The organism is Paenibacillus xylanexedens (assembly GCF_007676705.1).
Classification (GTDB): domain Bacteria; phylum Bacillota; class Bacilli; order Paenibacillales; family Paenibacillaceae; genus Paenibacillus; species Paenibacillus xylanexedens_C.
On record NZ_VEBF01000012.1, the window covers coordinates 14,326 to 38,970 of the forward strand.

Genomic DNA, 24,645 nt, shown 5'->3' on the forward strand with positions numbered 1-24,645 from the left:
TGAATTTTTAAACAAAGATAGTCGTTAGTTCGACATGAAGGGAGATACAAACATGATGCTTTTCGACACACATACACATCTGGATGCACCACAATTCGACGAGGACCGCGAGGACATGATTCAGCGTGCTGTGGATGCCGGAGTTGGTCGCATGATCAACATTGGCTTTAACCGTGAGACGATCCCGACCACCATGAAACTTGCTGAAACGTATGATTTTATATATGCAGCTGTAGGGTGGCACCCCGTAGATGCGATCACAATGCAGGAGGGCGATCTGGAATGGATTGCATCTTTATGCAAGCATGAAAAAGTGGTTGCGATTGGTGAGATTGGGTTGGATTATCACTGGGATACTTCACCGAAGGAAGTGCAGCATCGCGTATTACGACAACAAATTGCATTGGCTCGTGAAGTGAACATGCCCATTGTCATCCATAATCGAGATGCACACGAAGATATTATAAGAATTTTGCGTGAAGAGAAAGCTGGCGAGGTTGGTGGTGTTATGCACTCCTTCTCAGGCAGCTGGGAAACCGCGAAAAGTTGTCTCGATATGGGCTTCCACCTGTCCTTTGGAGGCCCGATCACATTCAAAAATGCAAAACAGCCCAAAGAGGTGCTGGCGAAGGTTCCGATGGACCGGTTTTTCATTGAAACAGATGCTCCATATCTGACACCTCATCCGTATCGTGGGAAACGAAATGAAACAGCGCATGTACGTCTGGTTGCAGAGGCAGCAGCGGAAATTAAAGGCATTTCGGTAGAGGAAATTGCTGCAATAACGACCAGAAATGCCATGGAACGATTTGGGATTCGTTAAAAAATTGAGTAAATCAGGTGAAAAAGGCAGGTAAGCGGAGGTAATTTGCTCTTTGATCCAAATAAATCAAGAATATTACAATATTTTAACCAAATATTCAGAAAAACGTACTTGATCAACGCTTTACAACATGCATCAAAACAGGATATCATCTTTTCAGTGAATTGTTGTGCGGAAAATTGGACAGATGTTCGGGGGATGAACAAAGGGACACTTTCCGATGAAACAACATTACTTTCATGAATCAGTCTCGCTGAGTCTCCGTTAACGGAGAGCGGGGGAACCAATAAGGCTTAAACAGCGGTGTATGTAGCTGCTGCGCATCATTCGCTGACCCAAAAGCAGCGAAAGGAATTGCGAAGCCATATTTGATTTCTTCTTTGGGTCTCGGGGTGAATTCAAGGGCGTCCGCCATGAGCGGGTGACCCAAGATAGGGCGGCTCTCTTTCGCCCGAACCCGACAGCTAACCTCGCAAGCGGAAAAAGAGAGGCAACCTCGTGCATGAATTTCCGATATTCAAAATCATTCGGAAGCCACGAAAGAGTTCCTCTTACACTCTTTCTTTGGCTTTTTTTGTTTTTGAATAAAAGAAAGGTTGTCATCATACGGTAGGTATTCAGGAGGATGACATCATGTTGCGAAGATTGATTCATGGTGCAGAACCGGTCATATGGTCCGATCTGTGTTCTGTAGAAAAATTGGTATAGTCACGTCAAAGACATCATGCATTACTTTAGACGGCGAGGCTATGAAGGAGGACGGAGAAGTGGGCACATTCCAACCAGAAGAGACCCATGAGTCACGATCATCCAGTAAGTCTTTCGCGTTGCGGTGGAAGCATGAGAACATGCGTCAAATGGCATTGATCGCGATTTTCTCAATTGCGCTTACAATCATGATCTTGTTAGTCGTTTACGGTCAGGCCGGGAAACAAATTTCACTGGTTATTGATGGCAAAGCTCAGGTGGTAGAGACTCGTACAGGAATGCTTCAGGAAATGCTGGAGGAGCAGTCAATCACAGTCAGCCCTCACGATCAGGTATCCATTCCGCTCAATGGAGCAATTACAGATGGAGACCGAATCGTTATTGAGCGGGCCGTTCCAGTCAACATTACGGCAGACGGAGACACCAAGACTCTGTATACAACCGATTCATCGGTAGAAGATGCAATTCAAAAATCAGGTATTCAAGTTGAAAATAATGATAAAGTATATCCGGCGCTTGGAACTGCTATCAAAGCGGATATGAAGATCCGTGTAGTGCGTGTAACAAAGCGTACAGTGGAAGTAGAGCAACCGATCGCTTACAAAGTAATTAAAACGGCTGACCCTAGCTTGTACAAAGGGGATAACCGTGTCGTTGTAAACGGCAAAGAAGGCAAACTTGTACAGCATATTGAAAAGGTATTTCAGGATGGAGAATTGGTCTCCAAAAAAATGGTTGGCAAATCGGTTGCGAATAATCGCGTAGATAAAGTGATTGCTGTCGGCACCAAGGCGAAACCGGTCGTGAAAGAACCTCAGATTCAGACGGTATCGGCTCAAACTTCTACAACCAAAAAGGCTACAACAACGAACTCGAAGAAAACATCTGCCTCGGGCAGCAAAGTGATTACCGTATCCGGGACTTCTTTTAAATACTCCAAAGTACTGAAGAACGTATCCATGACTGCCTACTCTTCCGAAGAGCCTGGCATAGGCACCAAAACAGCTTCCGGTACTCGTGTAACGGAAGGGCGCACCATTGCGGTTGATCCCAAAGTCATTCCAATTGGCTGGTGGGTATATATCGAGGGTCTGGGCTTCCGTCGTGCGGAAGATACAGGCGGTGCCATTAAAGGCAACAAAATTGATGTATATTATGACAGTGTGAAGCATGCCCTGAATTTTGGACGTAAGAAAGGCAAGACGGTCTACGTGATCGGTCCGGTGAAGCCGGAAGCGAACTAAAATCGTTTTACTTTGAAATGGGAATGCTATAAAATAGTTGCATGAATGATTCATGCGGAATATGCGGCGGAGGGGTCTGAATTCAGTCTCCCCCGCCGTTTGGCAGAGAAGAGGATATTCCTCTTCTTTTTGCGTTAGAAAGGAAGAAATGGAACATGATAAAAGAAGTGATTGTGGTGGAAGGCCGCGATGACACGGTAGCCATTCGCCGGGCTGTGGAAGCCGATACGATAGAAACAGGCGGGTCAGCCATCAACCAACGCATTCTGAAACGGATTGCACTAGCTCAGGAGAGACGGGGAGTCATTGTACTCACAGATCCGGATCATGCCGGCGAGCGCATTCGTAAAATTATTGCGAACAAAGTTCCTGGCTGCAAGCATGCCTTCATTCCGGAGGCCGATGCGACGCGCAAAGGAGACATCGGGGTGGAGAACGCCTCACCAGAGGCGATTCGGCACGCGCTGGAACGCGTACATACTTCATACGAAGGTGCTCCAAGCCTCATCGATTGGGAGGACCTGATCGCGGCAGGACTTATTGTACACCCGCAGGCTGCCGCACGTCGTATGGAGATGGGCAATCTGCTGGGCATTGGATATTGTAATGGTAAGCAGTTCCACAAACGTCTGAGTGTATTTCAGATTACACGGGAAGAGTTCTCCATAGCATTAGCGCAAATTGAACGCGAAGGATTGTGAGCATATGAAAGACATGGAAGAAACGATTGAAATTGCAACGCCCAAGCGAACCAAAGAGATTATTCAAAGACACGGATTCTCATTCAAGAAAAGTCTGGGTCAGAACTTTCTGATCGATCAAAATATACTGAACAAGATTGTTAATGCAGCCGATTTGGATGAGTCCAAGGGTGCGCTGGAGATCGGGCCGGGTATTGGAGCCCTTACGGAGCGATTGGCTCGGGTAGCAGGTCCTGTCACAGCCGTAGAGATTGATCAGCGCTTGATTCCAATCCTGGGAGAAGTGATGCAGCCTTATTCGAATGTACGTGTTCATCATGGGGATGTGCTGAAGCTTGATCTGGCTGAGTTGTTTAATACGGATTTTGCCTCCGTGGATAAAGTCAGTGTCGTGGCTAACCTGCCTTATTATGTAACGACCCCCATCATGATGAAACTGCTGGAAGAGAAGCTGCCGGTAGACAGCATCGTCGTCATGATTCAGAAAGAAGTCGCTGAACGTATGGCTGCTGCACCGGGATCGAAAGACTACGGCAGTCTGAGCATTGCAGTTCAGTATTACAGTATGCCGGAGCTGGTTTGTATTGTGCCTCCTACAGTCTTTATTCCGCAACCTAATGTGGAGTCGGCTGTTATTAAGCTCAAGGTGCGTGAGCAACCGCCAGTTGAGATTCCTGATGAAGCACACTACTTCGAAGTGGTACAGGCTTCTTTTGCCCAGCGGAGAAAAACAATCTCGAACAACCTGAAAGCACGCTTCTTCACAAAGGAGAACCGGGAACAGGCAGATATTCTGTTGGAGCAGGCAGGTATTCAACCTTCCCGGCGCGGAGAAACGTTGAGTCTGCAGGAGTATGCTACGCTCAGTACCGTGATGTGGGAAGCAGGGGTACGCGCGGCGCTGTAAAATTCGAATGAACCAAACCGGGTCTCTGCCCATACGATGGGGTAGAGGTGATTACGTTGATGAATATCGGAGACTTGGTCGTTCGGAAGTCATACGGCGGCGATGTGACTTTTCGGGTGGAAGGCCTCCAGTTGGATACTGCGGTCATTAAAGGGACTGAGTTCCGGCTGCTTGCCGATTCCCCGGTGGATGATTTGATACAGGTTCCCTACGAACCGCAAAGTGCCAAGACCAGACAGGCGCATATTAAAGCACATCAGACCTTGTCACGCCTGCAGCAGAATCGTAAGGAGCAGGCTGAGCGGAATCGTGAAGGTCTGGTGCAGGATTGGTCTGCTCAGCAGGAACCAGCTTATTTTGAAATGCCTGGCAAGGTGCTTCATCTAGATGGAGATCCGAATTATCTAAAAAAAAGCATGGATCTCTATGAACAGCTACGTGTTCCTGCGGAGGGACAGTATGTTCATGAATCTGCAATGGCAGATACCTTATACCGTTTGTTACCCAAAGTCCGTCCGGATATCGTCGTAATTACGGGTCATGATGGGGTGTTAAAGACGCGTCAGCCCTATGACTTATATAGTCTTGGTAGCTACAAGAACTCGCAAAATTTTGTGGCGGCCATTCAGGTGGCCAGACAATATGAACGTCATCTGGATGCACTCACCATCGTGGCAGGGGCCTGTCAGTCCCATTTTGAGGCACTGCTGCGCGCTGGGGCGAACTTTGCCAGTTCTCCGGGCAGAATTCTTATTCATGCACTTGATCCGGTCTATGTGGCAGCTAAGGCCTCCTTCACATCTGTGCGGGATACAGTTAACATGAGTGATGTTCTGCACAATACCATCAGTGGTAGCCAAGGTGTGGGTGGTGTGGAGACACGTGGGAGTTACCGGGTAGGTCTGCCGGGTTTGAATGATTTATCCACGCTAAAAGTGAACCCATCTGCAGTCTGATGTAGGCCATTTAAAGTCCCAATTTGGGGCTTTTTTTGTTTGCAAAAAAATTCATTGACAACAACTTTTTGATGCTGATATAATAATTAGTTTTGATTTGACAATGACTGTAAAATCCGGTATAATGGACAAGAAAAGAGGTGGTCGTCGACAATGGCTAAAAACACGCTGTTGGATATCAAACGCAATCTCGACGCACATATTGGTCAGAAAATTATGTTGCGGGCTAATGGTGGCCGCCGTAAGACCATTGAGCGTACGGGTGTATTGGAAGAAACGTACCCTTCTGTTTTTATTGTTAAGCTTGATGAGGAACAAGAAACTTTCAAGCGAGTATCTTATAGTTATGCGGATATACTTACGGAATCGGTGGAAGTCATGGTCTATGACCCAGGCAGCCAGACGCATAGCTCCTATATGGAGACGTAAGTATCGTTTTACAGGCGATTCGCCCCCCAAGGCGGATCGCTTTTTTGTTTTTTCACAAAACCACCAATTCGTCCTCTAAGGTAAACCATACTTACTTAGGAATGAGTGAGGGACGCTCGCGGCATACTATTTGGACAGGTGAAGGAACAGTTTCTTAAGCAATTGGTGGGAAACTGAAATTGACCTGGAGGTATGTTGTCTAAAGCGTGAACGGACTCATCAGATCATGAAGGATACTAAGGAGGAGGATGGATCATGAGTCGGAGAAGAAGTGTCATGTCAGAGGATCTGAAGAATGAACTAGCAAAAGACCTGGGTTTCTATGATACGGTCCAACAGGAAGGCTGGGGCGGGATCAAAGCCAAGGATGCAGGAAACATGGTAAAACGTGCAATTCAACTTGCTGAACAGGCTGCGCGCAAATCATAATCCGGTTCCATCAGATTGAGAAGCGGGGAAATCCGTCAGGAATAACCCCGCTTTTTCCCCATAGATGCGGAATAGAAATGACTTGACAGCCCCATTTTGATATAATATGTTAAGTTGTCTTAGGGAAAAGGTGAGGACGGGTGAACGCCTTGAAAATTTACGAAAAAGCGCCTGCTAAAATTAATTTGATGCTGGACGTTTTACATAAAAGAAGCGATGGATTCCATGAAGTTGAAATGATTATGACCATGGTCGATCTGGCCGATCGACTGGAAATGTCGGAGCTGCCGCGAGATACCATCTTCATCTCCAGTCAGGCAGGGTATATCCCACTGGATGAGAAAAATTTGGCTTTCCAGGCAGCTCGGCTTATTAAGGAGCGCTATAACGTGCGCACGGGAGTTCATATTCATCTGGACAAAAAGATTCCAGTTGCAGCTGGACTTGCAGGCGGTAGCAGTGATGCAGCAGCAACTCTGCGCGGATTGAACCGTCTCTGGCGGCTCAATATACCGGATCACGAACTACAGGAGCTTGGAGCTGAACTTGGTTCGGATGTTCCATTCTGTATCACAGGAGGGACAGCGCTCGCTACAGGACGTGGCGAGAAATTGTCGCCCATGCCTAATCCGCCGCAATGCTGGGTTATTCTGGCCAAGCCTCCTATTAATGTGTCTACAGCCGATGTATACGGACGGTTTCGTAGTGACAAGATTGTTCGGCATCCGAGTGCTGCCAAAATGGAACAGGCTATTCGTGAACAATCATTTACGGATGTATGTAACCAGATGGGCAATGTGCTCGAAGATGTGACGTTGAAGCTGTATCCGGAAGTTCAGCATCTGAAGGATGCCATGATTCGTCTGGGTGCAGACGGTGTGCTGATGTCAGGCAGTGGTCCAACGGTATTTGGTTTGGTGTCGAAAGAATCCAAGGTTGCCCGGATATACAATGGTCTGCGCGGCTTCTGCAAAGAAGTGTACGCTGTACGTATGTTGACGTAAAATTCGCTTTTATAATGTACAAACACGTATAAAGGTGATATATTTTTAAATAATTATTCGGATTTAGATGTTTCCGTGATCGTGAGGATGGATCTCTGTGAAGAAGTTAAAACGAAGCGCAAGGCTGGTTGAAATGACGCAATACTTATTGTCCAGACCGCATACGGTTATTCCGCTCACCACATTTGCCGAACGCTATGGAGCCGCGAAGTCTTCGATTAGTGAAGATTTGGCGATTATCAAGGAAGTGTTCGAAGAAGGTGGGTCAGGAGAACTGAATACACTGGCTGGAGCAGCCGGGGGAGTTAGATGGATTCCGAAGGTGTCCCGAGAGCTGGCATTGGCTTTTGCAGAGCGACTCTCGACCCAGCTCGCGCAGCCTGATCGGATCTTGCCTGGAGAATACCTGTACATGTCTGATCTGCTCGGACAGCCCGCATTGATGAATGAAGCCGGCAAGATCTTTGCAACGGCCTTTGGCAACATGAATATTGATGTGGTTATGACGGTAGAAACCAAGGGAATTCCACTGGCTTATGCGACCGGAGCCCAGCTCAACCTGCCTGTTGTGCTCGTACGCAGGGACCATCAGGCTACAGAAGGATCGGCCGTAAGTATCAATTATGTATCGGGGTCCCATAAAAGTCTGCACACCATGTCCCTGTCTCGCAGGGCGATGCGTGAGCACTCCAGAGTACTTATTGTGGATGACTTCATGAAGGCTGGGGGTACGGTGCAAGGAATGATCGATCTTTTGGCCGAGTTTAATGCTACGGTAGCCGGGGTAGGGGTGCTGGTTGAATCTGGTTCTGTGGATTCAGAAGAACGCCTGCTAACAGACTACGTATCGTTGGCTAAGCTAACAGCAGTTGATGCCAAGAGCAGACACATTTCCGTGAAGCCTGGCAACTATTTTGACCTGTAGAAAGATGACGAATTTCGTGTCGGGAAAGGTTCTTTTCCATCGACCTGGCACTAACGTTGTCGAATTGTGTATTAAATAAAAAAATTCCTGAAATTAGGAAATTTTTGTGGTTATAAAAAGAAGGAGTTCGTATAGGCTGTGTGGAATTATACACCAAGTTCTGATGGAAAAAGGTGGTGAACACACACATGCAAATTACGGATGTCAGACTCCGCCGTGTTAACTCGGAGGGGAGAATGAAGGCTATCGCATCCATTACCATCGATAACGAATTCGTCGTTCATGACATTCGTGTCATTGATGGTAACAACGGAATGTTTGTTGCTATGCCGAGCAAGCGGACTCCTGACGGAGAGTTCCGTGATATCGCCCACCCGATCTCTTCCGGTACTCGTGAGAAGATTCAGGCAGCAGTTTTGACTGAATATGATCGCGCAGCAACTGAGGAAGAAGTCATTGAAGAAGGTGCCTGAGAACATTATTGGGGTTCGAAGGAAAAGAGAGCCATGTCTTATGGCTCTCTTTTCTTTTTGACCGGAATAAGATATATTCAGTATTGAGTTTATTAGCAGAGAACAAAAAGCGCATCGTGCGCTTGATGGCAGGGCGGCATCTTAGGAATCATTGGGATTCGGTTAAGCTCGCAGGTACACGGCGTATACATATAGGTCACGATTCGTTGGTGTCCGCGTTGTTACGTGTGATTACAGAGACAGCAGGCGATGAACAAGACCGGCTTGAAGCCGGCTGGACGATACTCATTGGATATCAGGTAAACAATGCACTTCAATGGGATTTTCAGAACAGGAGGTCGTTAATTTTGAAACGAATGGCAATCGTTCTTGCCGCAGGGCAAGGAAAACGAATGAAATCAAAATTGTACAAAGTACTGCATCCCGTATGCGGTAAACCTATGGTTGGACATGTGCTGGATGCAGCACTCAGCGCAGGCGTTGAACGCAGTGTAGTTGTAGTCGGTCATGGTGCCGAAGCGGTGCAGTCATTTTTGGGTTCCAGAGCGGAGTACGCACTTCAGGCGGAACAACTGGGAACAGGTCATGCAGTGAAGCAGGTTAAATCATTGCTTGGCGGCGAAACAGGCTCTACAATTGTAGTCTGTGGAGATACACCGCTTGTGACCAGTGAGACATTGGAAGGTCTGATGAAACTCCATGAGAGTAGCGGAGCAGCAGCGACGGTTCTTACGGCTCAGTTGGACAATCCCAAAGGCTATGGCCGAGTGATTCGTGGAGAAGATGGGTCTGTACAACGGATTGTGGAGCAAAAGGATTGCACGGAGCAGGAAGATGCTGTGAATGAGATTAACACAGGCACATACTGTTTCGATAATGCCAAATTGTTCGCTGCCCTGGAAAAAGTGACGAACCAGAACGCTCAGGGAGAGTATTATCTCACAGACGTGGTTGGCATTTTCCGCAAAGATGGAGAAGTCGTTGAGGCCTACATGTCAGATGACATCGCAGAATCCATCGGGGTTAATGATCGACTCGCACTTTCGCAAGCCGAAGCCTTCATGCGTGAACGTCTCGCCGTACGTCATATGTTGAACGGTGTTACGATCATTGATCCGTCATCGACATATATCGGGGCGGATGTTACGATTGGATCAGATACGGTATTGTATCCGGGGACGATCCTCAAAGGCAACACTTCCATTGGGGAAGCATGTCATATTGGTCCTCAGGCAGATGTGGAAGACAGCGTTATTCAGGATGGAGTTACGATTAAACATTCGGTGTTATCCAATGCCGAGGTTGGTTCTGATGCAACGGTTGGTCCATTTGCTAATTTGCGTCCAGGGACTAAACTTGGTCGCAACGTAAAAATTGGTGACTTTGTTGAAGTGAAAAATGCTACAATTGATGAAGGATCCAAAGTATCTCATCTCAGTTATATTGGGGATGCCAAAGTAGGGAAAAACGTAAATGTTGGATGCGGGGCAATAACTGTCAATTATGATGGTTATAATAAAGCTGTGACAACGATTGAAGATGATGCTTTTGTAGGCAGCAACGTCAATCTAATCGCACCGATTACGGTAGGAAAAGGCGCTTATGTGGTTGCTGGCTCCACCGTTACCCATTCCGTTCCCGAGAATGATCTGGCCATTGCTCGTCCACGTCAGGAGAATAAACCTGGTTATGCGGAGAAGATTCGCGGACGTGCCAAAGCCAAGAAACAAAATGCCAAATCCCAATAAGGGGTTTTGATAACAAGATTGCCTCCCGAAGACCGGGAGGTGCCGACATGTCGCAGACGCTTATAGATTCCAATGAACCAGCACGGAGGGTTTTTATTTTATGACTTATTTTGATTCGAAATTAAAAATATTTACTTGCAATTCTAACCCCAAGCTCGCCCATCAAATTGCTGATTATATCGGGATTCCTATGGGTGAATCTCATACAACCAGCTTTAGTGATGGTGAGATTCAAGTGAAACTCTCCGAGAGTGTTCGGGGTTGTCACGTCTACATCGTGCAGTCCACTTGCTTGCCGGTTAATGACAACCTGATGGAAATGCTCGTTATGATCGATGCACTTAAACGGGCATCTGCCAAGACGATTAACGTCGTTATTCCTTACTATGGCTATGCTAGACAGGATCGCAAGGCACGTTCGCGTGACCCGATTACAGCGAAACTGGTTGCCAACCTGATCGAAAAAGCGGGTGCAACCCGTGTCATCGCGATGGACTTGCATGCAATGCAGATTCAGGGATTCTTCGACATTCCGGTCGATCATTTGCTCGGCGTGCCGATTCTGGCTCAATATTTCCGGTCGAAACAGATCGAAAATCCAGTTGTTGTGTCGCCTGACCACGGCGGCGTAGTACGCGCGCGTAAACTGGCTGATTTCCTGAATGCACCACTTGCGATTATCGATAAGCGTCGTCCTGAGCCGAATGTCAGCGAAGTGATGAACATTATCGGTAACATCGAGGGTAAAACAGCCATTCTGATCGATGACATTATTGACACAGCGGGAACGATTGTATTGGGAGCGAATGCTTTGATGGAAGGCGGCGTAAAAGAAGTATACGCGTGCTGTACTCACCCGGTATTGTCCGGACCTGCGATGGAACGTTTGGAGAATGCACCATTGAAGGAAGTCATCGTAACGGATACCATTCCAATTACGCATGCTAATCCGACAAGCAAACTCAAAGTGTTGTCTGTAGCACCTTTGCTCGGGGAAGCAATTATCCGGGTTCATGAGGAATTGTCAATCAGCAAGCTGTTTGAAATTGAATAAGGATGTCTGCATAAAGTAGTAGAGGGGTTACGTTTTCCGGTTCAATGGAAAATGTAACCCCTGTCGGCGTGCCGTTTTATTAAAAGTGAAACAGACGCTGGTCAGCTAATACCCGGGGCGGGAGATAAATCGGAAACGACGCCGATGAAAAAGCGTGTTGGCAATTTCGACGAATTGATTATCAAAACGTGTGATGAGACCGATCTCAATATGGGTGTCGCGGTCGTATACCTGTACAGGTACGTGATATTCGAGATGATAGATAAAATCGCTATGTTGAGTCAGTTGTCCGTTGTCTTCGCGCAAAACCCGCTCACCTTCCTGGGTTGATAAAATATGAACTGTGAATACTACAGTAAATTCGGAACGTTACTTTCCTGATATTATATGAAATATAACATTCGAAGTCTATGCCTCACCTCAGGCTAATCCGAAGGAGGGAACAAGATGAAGTGGATTGTCGGACTTGGAAATCCAGGCTCGAATTATGCCAAAACCCGTCATAATATCGGTTTTATGGCACTGGACCGGTTGGCAGATCGTCATAGTATCTCCATTACACAGAGTAAATGTAAGGCGCTGATTGGAGAGGGCAATATCGGCGGTGTGAAAACCGTGCTAATCAAACCCATGACCTATATGAACTTGTCTGGTGAATCGGTTCGGGCATATATGGATTTTTATAAAGTTAGCCTTGAAGATCTGATTGTTGTATACGACGACATGGATACAGAGATTGGCAAAGTCAGATTGCGATACCAAGGCAGTGCAGGTGGACATAATGGGATCAAATCCATTATTCAGCATACCGGTACACAGCAGTTTAACCGGGTACGTATGGGAATATCTCGGCCTGAACCAGGACATGCCATTGTCGATTATGTACTGTCGACATTTATGAAGAAAGAAAAAGAAGCCCTTGATCAGACCATTGAACAAACGTGTGATGCCCTGGAGCATAGCTTGACCCATACGTTTGAACAAACAATGGCGAAGTTTAACGGTTAATTCTGTAAGTCATTCTGGTAAATTGATCAAAAAAGACGGGTTCAATTCAGCCATACTGGACATACTGGACGTATAAACCATGTTCAGGAGGCATAAACATGTCAGTGAATTACGTATGTCGGCATTGCCGTACCTTTATTGGACGAATCGATTCTGCCCGGATAACGGAAGTAGAGCTCGGCTTTCATTTCTTGACCCCCGACGAGCGGAGGGATATAATAGCGTATAATTCCGGTGGTGACATTACCGTTCGGATTACATGTGATTATTGCAAGGAAGCCCTGGAGCACAATCCGGAGCTTAGCCTGCTCGCGAGTCCGCTTCAGTAGACATCGCCTGTAACAGGATCGAATGACAGTTTAGGGCGGTTGCGTAATAACGCTCCACCTTTTATAGCCTTGGCAGCCTGCTGAGGCTTCTTTTCAGTTGGTATGAAAGCCAGCGCTATCTCCAAATCAGGCTCAGCCACATCAACAGATGTGGCAATGTTGCGAGTAATCCTTTATGATGAAACAGGACAAAAAGGAATTTGTATCCATTTTAATAGTGATGCTACGCGTATGCGTGAGATAATCAAGTAAGTTATAAGAGAGGTGCCCCTTTTGTTACAAGCACTTATACAGGCTTTTTCCAAAGATCCGGACTTCGGGTCCATTACAGCCGGAATCAAGTCCGGCATGAAAGAGCAATTGGTTTCCGGTTTGTCCGGATCAGCGCGTCAGATTATGCTGGCTGCTCTGCATCAGGAAATGAAACGACCGTTGCTCGTAGTTACGCACAATATGTTTTCAGCCCAAAAAATTGCAGAAGATTTACAGGAAGCGCTTTCACCTGATCAGGTGTTGATCTATCCTGCCAACGAACTTGTCGCTGCTGAAGCTGCTGTTTCCAGCCCGGAAACATTGGGTCAGCGTATTGATGTGTTGGTCCGCTGCGCCCAGGGATTCAGGGGCGTTGTTGTTATTCCCTTTTCCGGGGTAAGACGTTATGTCCCGCTTCCGGAAGTGATGGCCAATGCTCGGATTTTGATTAAACAGGGCAATACACTTCAACTGGATTCCTTCCTGCTGGAGATGGTAAAGCTCGGATACGAGCGTGTGGAACGCGTGGAATCTCGCGGGGAGATGAGTGTACGCGGAGGTATCATCGACTTCTATCCGGTTACTTCATCGATCGCGTATCGAGTGGAGTTATTTGATGACGAAATCGATTCCATTCGGACATTTGACCCGGCGGATCAACGTTCGATTGAACGGATTGAAGAAATTACGGTTCTGCCATGCAAGGAGTTAATCGCAGACCGTGAACGGATGGAAAAGGCTGCGGACGCGGCTGTTCTTTTGCTGGAGCAACAGCTAGAGAAAATGACGGACCGGCAGGCGAAGCTGCGTCTTCGTGAAGAAATTCACCGGGAGATTGAGCTTTTACGAGAGCACGTATATTTTTCCGAAATGTATAAATATATTTCTCCGCTCTATCCAGAGAACAAAACGATTTACGATTATATGCCAGAAGATACGCTGCTGGTTCTTGATGAGCCTGCCAGACTATCGGAGACATCGAAACAGCTAGACCGTGATGAATCAGAGTGGAATCTACACTTAATGCAAAACGGAAAAACACTTCCGGATCTTTCATTATCCGCAGACGGCGATGAACTCTTGTATGAGCGTCCATTCCAGACGCTGTTTATGTCGATCTTTTTGCGTCAGGTTCCACACACCCAACCACAGAACATTCTGAACTTCATCAGTCGTGGCATGCAGGATTTCCATGGACAGATGAACGTACTGAAGGCAGAGATGGAGCGTTGGCAGAAGGCCGGCGTTCAAGTGCTCATGCTGGCGAATGGTGAGGAACGACTGGATCGGATGCGCCGGGTACTGATGGACTATGATATTCCTGAGCCGGAGATGCTGATTGGTAACTTGCAAACCGGGTTTGAGATGCCGTCCATTCATTTGGCTGTCGTGACTGAGGGCGAAATGTTCTCGCAAAAACAGCGTAAAGTGCGCAAACCTATTCGGAATGTTGACAATGCGGAACGGATCAAATCCTATAGCGAGCTAAAAGTGGGCGATTATGTCGTTCACCAGAACCACGGGATTGGTAAGTACCTGGGGATCGGTACACTTGAGGTTGGCGGCATTCATAAAGACTACATGCATATTCTCTATGCGGGTGGAGACAAACTGTCTGTACCTATTGAACAGATTGATCTGATTCAGAAATACGTAGGTTCCGAAGAGAAAGAACCGAAAATATACAAGCTGGGCGGTAACGAGTGGACACGGGTTAAAAATAAAGTCCGCACATCCGTACAGGATATTGCTGATGATCTGATCAAGCTGTATGCAGAGCGTCAGACCTCCAAAGGGTTTGGATTCGACAAGGATTCTGCAGAACAGCAGGAGTTTGAGGACATGTTCCCTTACGATGAGACACGTGATCAGGTGCGTGCGATCGAAGAAATCAAGAAGGATATGGAACAAAACCGTCCAATGGACCGTTTATTGTGTGGGGATGTTGGTTACGGCAAAACCGAGGTGGCTATTCGTGCTGCATTCAAAGCAGCGATTGAAGGCAAACAGGTGGCTGTACTCGTGCCGACAACAATTTTGGCACAGCAACATTTTGAGACATTCCGTGAGCGGTTCTCCGGTTATCCGTTCAACATTCATGTGCTGAGCCGTTTCCGCTCCCGCAAAGAGCAGAATGAAACAGCCAAAGGCATCAAGGCAGGCACAGTGGATATTGTGATTGGGACGCATCGATTGCTGTCACAGGATCTGGTGTTCAAGGACCTGGGACTGCTCATTGTCGACGAAGAACAGCGTTTCGGAGTAACTCATAAGGAAAAACTGAAGAAGCTGAAAACGAATGTGGACGTGCTGACGCTGACGGCAACGCCGATTCCGCGTACGCTTCATATGTCCATGCTGGGTGTGCGTGATCTGTCCGTTATTGAGACTCCGCCAGAGAATCGTTTCCCGGTACAGACTTATGTGGTTGAACATAGCCAGGCACTTGTACGCGAAGCTATTGAGCGTGAGCTGGCACGTGGTGGTCAGGTGTATTACCTCTACAACCGTGTTCAGGGAATTCAGGAGATGGCTGCCGAAATTTCTGAACTGGTGCCCGAAGCCAAGGTTGGTGTAGGACATGGTCAAATGTCGGAAACAGAGCTGGAGAAGACAATTCTGGACTTCCTGGATGGTGAATATGACGTGCTTGTGAGCACAAGTATCATCGAGACCGGGGTAGATATTCCGAACGTAAATACCCTGATCGTACATGATGCAGATAAAATGGGGCTCTCCCAGCTGTATCAGCTGCGCGGGCGGGTGGGTCGTTCCAACCGTATTGCGTATGCCTATTTTACGTACCAACGGGACAAAGTTCTTACTGAAGTTGCCGAGAAACGTCTGCAATCGATCAAGGAATTCACCGAATTGGGTTCCGGATTCAAAATCGCCATGCGTGACTTGTCGATCCGTGGTGCGGGCAATCTGTTGGGAGCAGAACAGCATGGCTTCATCGCTTCCGTCGGGTTCGATCTGTATTCCCAGATGCTCGCAGAGGAGATCAACAAACGCAAAGTTACGATGCTTGGCGAGGAGCCGGTACCTTCCGACCAGTGGAATACAACTCTGGATCTCAGTATCGATGCTTACTTGCCGTCCGATTATATTTATGACAGTATTCAGAAGATTGAGATCTACAAAAAAGTGGCGGTCATTGCCTCCTTCGACGATGCGATGGAATTGGAAGACGAATTGGTTGACCGATTCGGTGATCTTCCGGAGGCCGTCATTAACTTGCTGGCTGTTGCGCGGATGAAAGTATACGGCAAAATCTACGGTATTGAGGCCATTACCCAACGCGGTGAGGACATCACGGTGAAGTTCTATGAAGGGCGTGAACATGCCTTTGAGCTCTCGAAAATCTCGCACATTGGAAATCAGTTCGAAAGACGTGTACAATTTGAACAAGGACCCCATATGCTGATTCACGCTAAAGGCAAGGGGCTTGGGGATAAGCAACTGATGGAGCTGGTAGAGAAAATTCTGGAGTCCATGAAGACTGCTTTTAAATCAAAGGGGGAACTAAAGGATGTTACCAAAGTATAAAAAAGTAGGAAAAGTACTGTCTGTGAGCATGGTCGCAGTACTGTCCTTATCATTGCTTGCTGCCTGCGGCAAGAAGGAAGAAGCGAAAGCACCGGAATCGACAGATACGAGTGCTGTAGTCGCTACGTATGATGGTGGTACCATTACAGCCAATGAATTCGACATGGAACAACGTGTTATGAAATTCCTGTATCCGGAATATGCACAAATGATGGATATGGACGATTTCAAGGAGTACCTGGTGAAACAGGAAGTTGCTTATGAATATCTGAGTGGCAAAGCAAGCGAAGAAGCCAAAACAGCGGGTGTCAAAACAGCAACCGAGCAATTCGATAAAATGAAAGCTTCTGTTCAGGCAGATCAATGGACTGAGATGATGAAAGCTCAGAACCTGACTGACCAGAACATCAAAGATTATATGACTCGCATTATGACGGTAATCAAAGACAAGGAAACAGGCGTTACAGAAGATGCCATCAAGGCTGAGTTTGAGAAAAACAAAGATCAGTTCACTACGGCTTCCGTTCGTCACGTGCTGATTAACTTCACTGATCCAAAAACGCAAAAAGAGCGTAAAAAAGAAGATGCACTGAAGATTGCAAAAGAAGTAAAAACCAAGTTGGATGGTGGAGCTGATTTTGCTAAAATTGCAAAAGAGTATTCCGAAGATCCAGGTTCTGCTGAAAAAGGTGGATTGTATGAAGAAACACCTGTAGGCAGCTGGGTAGAGGCATTTAAGGAAGCTGCAAAAACGTTGCCACTGAACAAAATTAGTGATCCAGTAGAGACAGAGTACGGTTACCACGTCATGAAAGTGGAAGCTCGTACAGAAGCTGACTTTGCCAAATTGACGGCTGAACAAAAAGAAAGTCTGAAGAGCCAATTGGCTGCAGCCCAAATCGATACGTTCATGCAAAATGAATTGGACAAAATCGTAAAAGAAGTTAAACTGCCAAAAACAGAAAAAGCTGAAGAAGGTACGACTGAAGGCACAACTGAAGGTACTACGGGTACAGGAACTGAAGGAGAGAAAACAACCGAACCAAAAACGGATGACTCCACAGGTACGGATACCAAGACTGACCAAGGTACGACTGGAACAGACAAAGATGCAACGACAGATGAAGGTACAAGCAGCAAGTAATATGGCTGTGTTAGCATACGTTCAGGGTTAAATTCGCCCGAATGAATGCCTTGTACTACGTAAATATGGACAACCATACAGAGAAGCAAGGGGAGGACTTAGGACCTCCTTCTTGCTTCTTCTTTTATATATTCAAGCCGTATAGGTACATGGTCGCCTTCTTCGAAAGTTACACAACTATATTCTCCGAAGCATGTATAAGGAAATGGGAACAGATGAATACTATGGTCAAGATATCACACTAAACGTTCTGGGACTTTCCTCTACCCATTAAGGAACAGTAGTTGAAAAATCTTCTCGAGAAAGTGGGGCAACATGTGAAATGAAAGCTACTGGTATTGTCCGCCGTATAGATGACCTTGGTCGTGTGGTCATTCCAAAAGAAATCCGCCGTACGTTACGTATTCGTGAAGGTGATCCACTGGAAATTTTCGTGGACCGTGATGGAGAAGTTATCCTTAAAAAATATTCGCCGATTGGCGAGCTTGGCGATTTTGCCAAAGAATATGCAGAATCCCTGTATGAGAGTACAGGCCATGTAACGATGATCTCTGACCGGGATACCATTATCACGGTGGCAGGCGGCTCCAAGAAAGAATATTTGGACAAGCAGGTGGGTCAACTATTAGAAGGTTGTATGGAAAACAGAAAGACCATTTTGGAAACAAACAATGGTTCTTATGAGCTTAGCAAAGATCATGACGAGACGTTATCCTCTTTTGTTATTGCGCCGATTATCTCGGGTGGTGACCCCATCGGAACAGTTATCCTTTTCAATAAGGATGAATCAGTTAAGATGTCTCAGATGGAAGTGAAGATGTCTGAGACGGCTGCTGGCTTCCTTGGCAAGCAAATGGAACAATAGACCGCAGATGAACTCCTGGTGCCCTGTTTTGGGCATACGGGAGTTTTTGCATTTTAAGGGATAACGAAGTTAATCCGGATGATTGTGATGGGGGAGGTTAGTCTGTGTGTCTTCAGGCAGGTATAATAGCAAGGTATGCTTAAAATATGTGTTCCAAAAGAACGGTTTTCAGTACCGAAGAGATGGGATGAAGCTAGAAATGGAGTAGCGGAGCATAGGCGAAACTACGTGAGCAACGGACATTTCGGCTGAATTCCATATTTGATGCTGGTGATGCCTTCAGTCATCTTCCGTAATCAAAAGCCGACTTTTTGAACAACTTCTTAAAGGATTAGAACACAGGGACATACGCGGGAGGGACTTATGAAACAGCCGTCTACAGGCTCAAGGCTGCTACAAGGTGCATTTGTACTTGGGCTTGCTGCCATTATCTCTAAAATTATTGGTGCTTTTCAGAAGATTCCGCTGCAGAATCTGGGGGGAGACGGTGTATTTGGCATCTACAATACGGTATATCCGTTATACATGCTCATTATCACGCTTGCTGCTGCAGGACTGCCCCTGGCCGTATCCAAATTCGTAGCAGAACAGAACGCACTCGGAAGACCAGACGAGAGCAGAAGGATTATTCGACTATCTTCCCTGCTGCTCGGGGGAATTGGAATTATAATGGCGCTCTTGATGTATGCCGGTGCGCCGCTGATCGCTGAACTAATTGGCAATCGACATGTGGTGCCATCGATTCGTGCAGCTTCAGGGGCTTTGTTGTTCGTCCCGGTGATGACAGGGTTACGTGGATATTTTCAGGGTTTGCAACAGATGGTACCGACAGCCGTATCGCAAGTGGTGGAGCAGACGATACGTGTCACCGTCATGATTGTTCTGCTTCTGTGGTTAATGAGGCGGGATGCTTCGCTCGAAACAATCGCTGCTGGCGCCATGTTAGGCTCTGTTGCCGGCGGAATGGTTGGGCTACTAGTCATGTTAGGGTACATGGCCCGACATCGGCGAAGAAACAGGGACGTGATAGCCGGACAGGTGAATTCAGAATGGAGCAGGAAAGGTGAAGAAGTTGAAGCAGACAGGCATGAGCGTCAGGAGCATAGGCCGGTTACGCCGCAGAAGAAAACTGTGAGTACTGTTAATCCCGCCCTGGGAGAACGGTCACGATCCAACGGGGAATGGATCAGGACGTTGCTCATGTATGCTATTCCGGTCTGTCTCGGGTCGCTGGCCGTACCGCTGATGAATCTGGTGGATACCTTCACTGTGCCGCGGCTGCTGCGAGGAGAAGGACTGGATGAGATCCAGTCGATGGTTTCTTTCGGCATCTACAACCGTGGATTGCCGCTGGTTCAACTGGTGACGATGCTTGCCACGTCACTATCTGTGTTGTTTATTCCGGCGATGGCGGAAGCCCGGTTAAAGGGCGGGCCAGAAGCCGTCCGGCAGCAAGCAGGCCTCGCGCTGCGCTGGTTCTGGTTGATCGGCCTGGCGGCCTCCGCGGGTCTCGCGGTGCTGGCGGAGCCGATTAACCGCATGCTGTACGGAGATGCCGCAGGCACCGAAGCACTGCGGTACATGGCGCTGACGGCTGCGGGTAGCACCGTCAGCATTATTGCGGCGGCGCTGCTGCAAGGCCTCGGCGCCGTGCGCGCACCAGCGTTCAGCATGCTGGCCGCCGCAGGCGTTAAGGCGCTGCTGAACGTTATGCTTGTGCCGACGCTGGGCATTAGCGGCGCGGCCCTGGCAGGCGCAGTCGCCTACATGCTGGCGGCTGGCCTGAATGTGGCGCTGCTGGCGCGACTTGTCGCCCTGCGCCCTGCCCCTGGCGCCGTCCTGGCGAAGCCGGCGCTGGTGATCGCCGCCATGAGTCTGGCGGCGGTAGGCATGGCCTGGGCCGCCGAAGCCGTGCTCGGCGGCATGGGTATCGCGGCTGACCGCAGGCTGGCCGCGATGGGCGTGAGCCTGCTGGGCATTGCCGCAGGCTCGGCCGTGTTTTTGCTGGCGGCGGCCCGGACAGGGCTATTGACCGCCGCAGAGCTGGCGGCCGTGCCCAAGTTGGGGCCTCGCCTTGCCAAGCTGCTGCGCAGACTGCGTGTGCTGCGCTAGCTCCATGCTCACGGTGCTACTGCATGCAGCACCGAGAATATGCAATTATAGGATATCGAATGATTCTGGTATAATACGTGTAATTAGTCCTGTTCAGGCGCGATGAATCAGTGAGTCTGGACAGGATAGTCCGGATGGAGGTTTACGTGATGAGTGCAGCTTTAACCGTAGTGGGTCTTGGATCTGGAGATGCAGACCAACTGACCGTAGGTATTATCAAAAAAATGAAACATGCAGCTACGCTGTATGTACGTACCCTGGATCATCCCGTATTGAATGATCTGCAACAAGAGGGGCTGGAGATGACATCATTTGATGCCATCTATGAGGCGAAGTCCTCCTTCCCCGAAGTATATGATGAGATCGCGAACCAACTGATAGAAGCCGCTCGCAAGGGTGAGGCTGGAACCGAGATTGTGTACGCCGTACCCGGTCATCCGATGGTAGCAGAAGCAAGTGTACGCCTACTCAAAGAACGTTGTCCGCAGATGGGTATCTCATTGCGTGTCATGGGCGGGGAGAGCTTCCTGGATGAAGCTTTTATACGACTTGGATTCGATCCAATCGAAGGGTTTCAACTCCTGGATGCCAGCAGCCTGAACACGGAATTGGTACAACCACAGCTACATACATTGATTGGACAAGTCTACGATGTGTTCACTGCTTCGGATGTGAAGCTATGCCTGATGGAGGTTTACCCGGATGATTATCCGGTATTTGTTGGTCACGCGTTGGGCGTACAGGGCCAGGAGGTCATTCACAAGATTCCTTTGCACGAACTGGACCGGATCGAAGGTTACGGCAATCTGTCACTGATCTATGTACCGAAGAACACCGATGATGCCCTGCGTCGCCGTTCCTTTGCGCGTTTGCATGAGATCGTCAATATTCTTCGCAGTCCGGGTGGCTGTCCATGGGATCAGGAACAGACACATCAGTCCATTCGCAAAAACCTGATTGAAGAGACCTATGAAGTCATTGAGACAATCGATGAGGATGACCCCGACCATATGAAAGAAGAGCTGGGTGATCTGCTGCTGCAGATTTTATTGCATTCCCAGATGGAAGAAGAGGTTGGCACATTTAATGTGTATGATGTCATCGAAGGCTTGAACGATAAGCTGATTTTCCGTCATCCACACGTTTTTGGTGATCATCAGGCCGAAGATGCGAATGAAGCTCTTCAGAACTGGGAACAGATGAAGGCAGAGGAGAAGAAGCGCAAGGGCCAGGATCAGGAGAAGGTTTCCGTGCTGGACGGCATACCGCGTGATTTGCCTGCATTGATGAAGGGATACAAGCTACAGAAGAAAGCAGCCAAAGTGGGCTTTGATTGGGATGATGTTGAAGGTGTGTTTGCCAAGATCGAGGAAGAATTGGCGGAGTTGAAAGAAGCGGTGCAACAAGGTCAGTCTGCGGAAGAACGGAAGCTCGAACTGGGTGATTTATTATTCGCAGCCGCGAACGTCGCAAGATTCATCGATACAGACCCGGAAGAGGCACTCGCTGCGACAAACCGCAAGTTCGTTGGACGGTTCCAGTACATCGAGGAGCGTCTGCGTGAACAGGGGAGAACGCCAGCAGATAGTAATGTAGAAGAGATGGAGCAATTCTGGCAGGATGCGAAGAAGGCAGGATTATAACAGGTTCAATTTTCTGGGAAAAGCCGGATAACCTTATTCCATTCATGCTATGCAGTGTGTTATGATAATACGAACATGTGTTCATCTGTGTAAACTGGGGTTGGTGTTTAGCAACAGATGGTTTCGGGTACTGGTCTTAGACTGTTGCCTGCGGACCATCGACAAAAAGCTAAAAAAAAGTCGCGGACCAAGGCAGGATTTCAGATACCAAGCCAGAATACATGTGTAGTAACCTAACGCGAAACCAGCGGCAATAACCTATTGCTCAGGATCGCAGATACTTTTTTTTCAATTTGGGAGGCTTTTAAAAATGAACAAAACAGATCTGATTAACAACATTTCAACCAAAAGTGGTTTGACTAAAAAAGACGTTGAGTCCGTATTGAACGGCTTTTTGGGAGAAATTACAGATGCGCTTGCCAGCGGAGACAAAGTACAATTGATCGGCTTTGGCACTTTTGAGACCCGCAAACGTTCCGGTCGTACCGGACGTAACCCACAAACAGGGAATGAGATCGTGATTCCTGAGTCCACTGTTCCTGCATTCAAAGCAGGTAACAAACTTAAAGAAGCCGTAAAATAATGCGTCTTGATAAATTCCTGAAGGTCTCCCGATTAATTAAACGCCGTACTGTGGCCAAGGACGTCTCTGAACAAGGACGTGTTCTGGTGAACGGACGTGAAGCGAAGCCCAGCGCCGCTGTTAAGGTAGGCGATGAGCTGACGGTTCAGTTCGGTCAGAAACTGGTCACCGTGAAGGTGGAACGAATTGCCGAGAGCACCAAGAAGGATGAGGCGAGCAGCCTCTATACCTTGGTTAAGGAAGAGCCGATCGCCAAGGATAACGGGATGAACTGGTAACAGTACACCTGATATGATTGTATGTTCATTCAATGCAAGTTGAATCGAAACGTCCTCCTGTAACTGGGAAGGGCGTTTTTGTTTTCACTAGACAGCGGGTTATTTGTTCAGCAACACAGGTTCTATTCCAACCTCCACATCCATAAGCTAGGTGTATGAAGGAGGGGTACATGCCATGGTTGAGCACGGTAAGGCCAAACAGCATCATCTGAGCATGCAGAATCGGAAACTGCTGGATCTGACGGGTGTCTCCAATGTGGAGAGCTTCGACAGTGAGGAATTTTTGCTGCAGACTGAACTTGGGCATCTGACCATCCGGGGGCACAATTTACATATCAAAAACCTAAGCCTGGAGGAAGGTCTGTTATCTATTGAAGGTACAGTAAGTTCGCTCCAATATCTGGACCCCGGTTCCCAGTCCAAAAACAGTAAAGGCCTGTTTGGCAAGATGTTCCGATGAGTCCGGATACTCAATGGATCACATTGATGTGGATGCTTATTTCGGGGGTCGTGATGGGGATGGCCTATGACAGTTACCGGGTACTGTCCGGACAGCTGCGGTTTCCGAGATGGAGCATCCACACGCTAGATCTGTTGTACTGGGTTGCTTCCGCGCTGTTCGTTTTTCGGATGCTATATGCCGGAAACCACGGACAGTTGCGGTTTTATGTCTTTTTGGGGCTGATTATAGGGGTTTGCTTCTATTTTTGGCTTTTAAGTGTTACAACCCAGCGTTTTGTGGTAATGTTAATTAAACTCGCAAGAACGCTGATTCATTGGTGTGGACATATCCTTAACATCCTGATCGTTATGCCGGCTAAAGGAATCTATAAGTTGATTCGCGTATTATTAGGTTTTGTAATTGCGATACTAATATTCCTGGGCAAGCTGGTGCTGCAATGTTTGGTACCTTTCGGCAAGTTATTCCGCTGGATGTTTAGGCCGCTCCTGAGACATTGGGTAACGCCGCATTGGATGATCCGTGTGGGTACAAGAATTGCAGCGATGTGGAAACGCTGGTTTTAAGGAGGTCCGATAATGGGTAAAACACCTGTGGGCAGATCTAAGGCTCCAACTAATCAAGGAAAATCTACCGGTGCACGAAGGCGCCTCATGCTTTGGATGACGTTTATGATTGTATTTGTAGTATGGGCAGGATATACATTCCTTGTGCAGAATGCACAAATTTCGGACAAGAGTTCTCATCTGGCTACTCAGCAAGCTTCAAAGGAAGATACGTTGAAGAAGCTGGAGCAGTTGAAGTACGAAGTCAGCCGGTTGAATGACCCAGAATACATAGGACAGCTGGCACGAAAAAAAGGATATTATCTTCCTGAGGAAACGCCGATCCAGGTTGAAGAGTCAGGGAACTGATGGAATTCGGTCCATTACCGAGCTAGGTTTGTTATCCGTGTGTCTGAAGCCGTTAAACCGGAAAAAATAGGCTCTCTGATGGGGTAGTGTTCAGTTGACCTTGGTTT

General features: G+C 47.7%; 25 protein-coding genes and 1 riboswitch. Of the genes, 24 read left to right on the forward strand and 1 reads right to left on the reverse strand.

The features are described 5' to 3' along the window. Positions 1 to 52: 52 nt before the first annotated feature. The 12 genes from FS628_RS29040 to FS628_RS29095 all read left to right on the forward strand — a co-directional run bounded on the left by FS628_RS29040 (position 53) and on the right by FS628_RS29095 (position 11,401). A complete protein-coding gene (locus FS628_RS29040; RefSeq protein WP_186328010.1) occupies positions 53 to 823 on the forward strand; it encodes a TatD family hydrolase in 771 nt (256 codons plus the stop codon). Between the two features lie 241 nt (positions 824 to 1,064). Further along, positions 1,065 to 1,318, forward strand: a riboswitch (cyclic di-AMP (ydaO/yuaA leader). 272 nt (positions 1,319 to 1,590) lie between these two features. Continuing rightward, positions 1,591 to 2,775, forward strand: a complete 1,185-nt coding sequence (locus FS628_RS29045; protein WP_145326520.1) for a 3D domain-containing protein — start codon at positions 1,591 to 1,593, stop codon at positions 2,773 to 2,775. Between the two features lie 155 nt (positions 2,776 to 2,930). Next, on the forward strand, positions 2,931 to 3,476 hold the full coding sequence (rnmV, locus tag FS628_RS29050) for a ribonuclease M5 (RefSeq protein ID WP_145326521.1): 546 nt from the start codon (positions 2,931 to 2,933) through the stop codon (positions 3,474 to 3,476). Between the two features lie 4 nt (positions 3,477 to 3,480). Beyond that, entirely contained in the window at positions 3,481 to 4,383 is a 903-nt protein-coding gene (gene rsmA / locus FS628_RS29055; protein WP_272907837.1) for a 16S rRNA (adenine(1518)-N(6)/adenine(1519)-N(6))-dimethyltransferase RsmA, read from the forward strand. 59 nt (positions 4,384 to 4,442) lie between these two features. After that, positions 4,443 to 5,339, forward strand: a complete 897-nt coding sequence (gene yabG / locus FS628_RS29060; RefSeq protein ID WP_145326522.1) for a sporulation peptidase YabG — start codon at positions 4,443 to 4,445, stop codon at positions 5,337 to 5,339. A 153-nt stretch (positions 5,340 to 5,492) separates the two neighbouring features. Then, positions 5,493 to 5,768 carry a biofilm formation stimulator Veg gene (gene veg / locus FS628_RS29065; protein WP_017691376.1) on the forward strand — a complete coding sequence of 92 codons (276 nt, stop codon included), beginning with the start codon at positions 5,493 to 5,495 and terminating at the stop codon, positions 5,766 to 5,768. Positions 5,769 to 6,020: 252 nt separating this feature from the next. Then, positions 6,021 to 6,197 (forward strand): small, acid-soluble spore protein, alpha/beta type, encoded by a 177-nt coding sequence (locus tag FS628_RS29070; protein WP_145326523.1) that lies wholly within the window; start codon positions 6,021 to 6,023, stop codon positions 6,195 to 6,197. A 149-nt stretch (positions 6,198 to 6,346) separates the two neighbouring features. Continuing rightward, positions 6,347 to 7,201: a 4-(cytidine 5'-diphospho)-2-C-methyl-D-erythritol kinase gene (gene ispE / locus FS628_RS29075; RefSeq protein ID WP_145326524.1), complete on the forward strand. Its 855-nt coding sequence runs from the start codon at positions 6,347 to 6,349 to the stop codon at positions 7,199 to 7,201. 97 nt (positions 7,202 to 7,298) lie between these two features. After that, positions 7,299 to 8,126, forward strand: coding sequence for a pur operon repressor (gene purR, locus FS628_RS29080; protein ID WP_145326525.1), 828 nt, complete (start codon positions 7,299 to 7,301; stop codon positions 8,124 to 8,126). 188 nt (positions 8,127 to 8,314) lie between these two features. After that, on the forward strand, positions 8,315 to 8,599 hold the full coding sequence (gene spoVG, locus FS628_RS29085; protein WP_017691372.1) for a septation regulator SpoVG: 285 nt from the start codon (positions 8,315 to 8,317) through the stop codon (positions 8,597 to 8,599). Positions 8,600 to 8,955: 356 nt separating this feature from the next. Beyond that, positions 8,956 to 10,347, forward strand: coding sequence for a bifunctional UDP-N-acetylglucosamine diphosphorylase/glucosamine-1-phosphate N-acetyltransferase GlmU (gene glmU / locus FS628_RS29090; RefSeq protein ID WP_440131323.1), 1,392 nt, complete (start codon positions 8,956 to 8,958; stop codon positions 10,345 to 10,347). A 100-nt stretch (positions 10,348 to 10,447) separates the two neighbouring features. Beyond that, positions 10,448 to 11,401: a ribose-phosphate diphosphokinase gene (locus FS628_RS29095; RefSeq protein WP_017691370.1), complete on the forward strand. Its 954-nt coding sequence runs from the start codon at positions 10,448 to 10,450 to the stop codon at positions 11,399 to 11,401. A 105-nt stretch (positions 11,402 to 11,506) separates the two neighbouring features. On the opposite strand, the gene FS628_RS29100 is transcribed toward FS628_RS29095, so the two are convergent. Further along, positions 11,507 to 11,707, reverse strand: a complete 201-nt coding sequence (locus FS628_RS29100) for a hypothetical protein (RefSeq protein WP_076216763.1) — start codon at positions 11,705 to 11,707, stop codon at positions 11,507 to 11,509. 141 nt (positions 11,708 to 11,848) lie between these two features. Between FS628_RS29100 and pth the strand changes: the two genes are divergently transcribed. The 12 genes from pth to FS628_RS29160 all read left to right on the forward strand — a co-directional run bounded on the left by pth (position 11,849) and on the right by FS628_RS29160 (position 24,538). Continuing rightward, positions 11,849 to 12,409, forward strand: a complete 561-nt coding sequence (gene pth, locus FS628_RS29105) for an aminoacyl-tRNA hydrolase (protein WP_017691369.1) — start codon at positions 11,849 to 11,851, stop codon at positions 12,407 to 12,409. Between the two features lie 98 nt (positions 12,410 to 12,507). Continuing rightward, the gene (locus FS628_RS29110; protein WP_017691368.1) at positions 12,508 to 12,738 is read left to right on the forward strand and encodes an anti-sigma-F factor Fin family protein; all 231 of its coding nucleotides are present in this window, start codon (positions 12,508 to 12,510) and stop codon (positions 12,736 to 12,738) included. Positions 12,739 to 13,011: 273 nt separating this feature from the next. Further along, positions 13,012 to 16,539 carry a transcription-repair coupling factor gene (mfd, locus tag FS628_RS29115; protein WP_145326526.1) on the forward strand — a complete coding sequence of 1,176 codons (3,528 nt, stop codon included), beginning with the start codon at positions 13,012 to 13,014 and terminating at the stop codon, positions 16,537 to 16,539. Beyond that, on the forward strand, positions 16,523 to 17,683 hold the full coding sequence (locus FS628_RS29120; protein WP_145326527.1) for a peptidylprolyl isomerase: 1,161 nt from the start codon (positions 16,523 to 16,525) through the stop codon (positions 17,681 to 17,683). Before mfd ends, FS628_RS29120 begins: the two co-directional genes overlap by 17 nt. A gap of 322 nt (positions 17,684 to 18,005) precedes the next feature. Continuing rightward, entirely contained in the window at positions 18,006 to 18,548 is a 543-nt protein-coding gene (gene spoVT / locus FS628_RS29125; RefSeq protein WP_036606123.1) for a stage V sporulation protein T, read from the forward strand. Positions 18,549 to 18,911: 363 nt separating this feature from the next. After that, positions 18,912 to 20,660 carry a putative polysaccharide biosynthesis protein gene (locus FS628_RS29130; RefSeq protein WP_145326528.1) on the forward strand — a complete coding sequence of 583 codons (1,749 nt, stop codon included), beginning with the start codon at positions 18,912 to 18,914 and terminating at the stop codon, positions 20,658 to 20,660. A 149-nt stretch (positions 20,661 to 20,809) separates the two neighbouring features. Further along, entirely contained in the window at positions 20,810 to 22,303 is a 1,494-nt protein-coding gene (mazG, locus tag FS628_RS29135) for a nucleoside triphosphate pyrophosphohydrolase (protein WP_145326529.1), read from the forward strand. Between the two features lie 310 nt (positions 22,304 to 22,613). Further along, the gene (locus FS628_RS29140) at positions 22,614 to 22,886 is read left to right on the forward strand and encodes an HU family DNA-binding protein (protein WP_017691362.1); all 273 of its coding nucleotides are present in this window, start codon (positions 22,614 to 22,616) and stop codon (positions 22,884 to 22,886) included. Next, positions 22,886 to 23,164 (forward strand): RNA-binding S4 domain-containing protein, encoded by a 279-nt coding sequence (locus tag FS628_RS29145; RefSeq protein ID WP_036606120.1) that lies wholly within the window; start codon positions 22,886 to 22,888, stop codon positions 23,162 to 23,164. The genes FS628_RS29140 and FS628_RS29145 overlap by 1 nt, the downstream gene beginning before the upstream one ends. Before the next feature lie 175 nt (positions 23,165 to 23,339). After that, on the forward strand, positions 23,340 to 23,624 hold the full coding sequence (gene yabP / locus FS628_RS29150; RefSeq protein WP_056697424.1) for a sporulation protein YabP: 285 nt from the start codon (positions 23,340 to 23,342) through the stop codon (positions 23,622 to 23,624). After that, positions 23,621 to 24,190 (forward strand): spore cortex biosynthesis protein YabQ, encoded by a 570-nt coding sequence (yabQ, locus tag FS628_RS29155; protein WP_145326530.1) that lies wholly within the window; start codon positions 23,621 to 23,623, stop codon positions 24,188 to 24,190. The genes yabP and yabQ overlap by 4 nt, the downstream gene beginning before the upstream one ends. A gap of 12 nt (positions 24,191 to 24,202) precedes the next feature. After that, positions 24,203 to 24,538, forward strand: a complete 336-nt coding sequence (locus tag FS628_RS29160; protein ID WP_145326531.1) for an FtsB family cell division protein — start codon at positions 24,203 to 24,205, stop codon at positions 24,536 to 24,538. Positions 24,539 to 24,645: the final 107 nt, after the last annotated feature.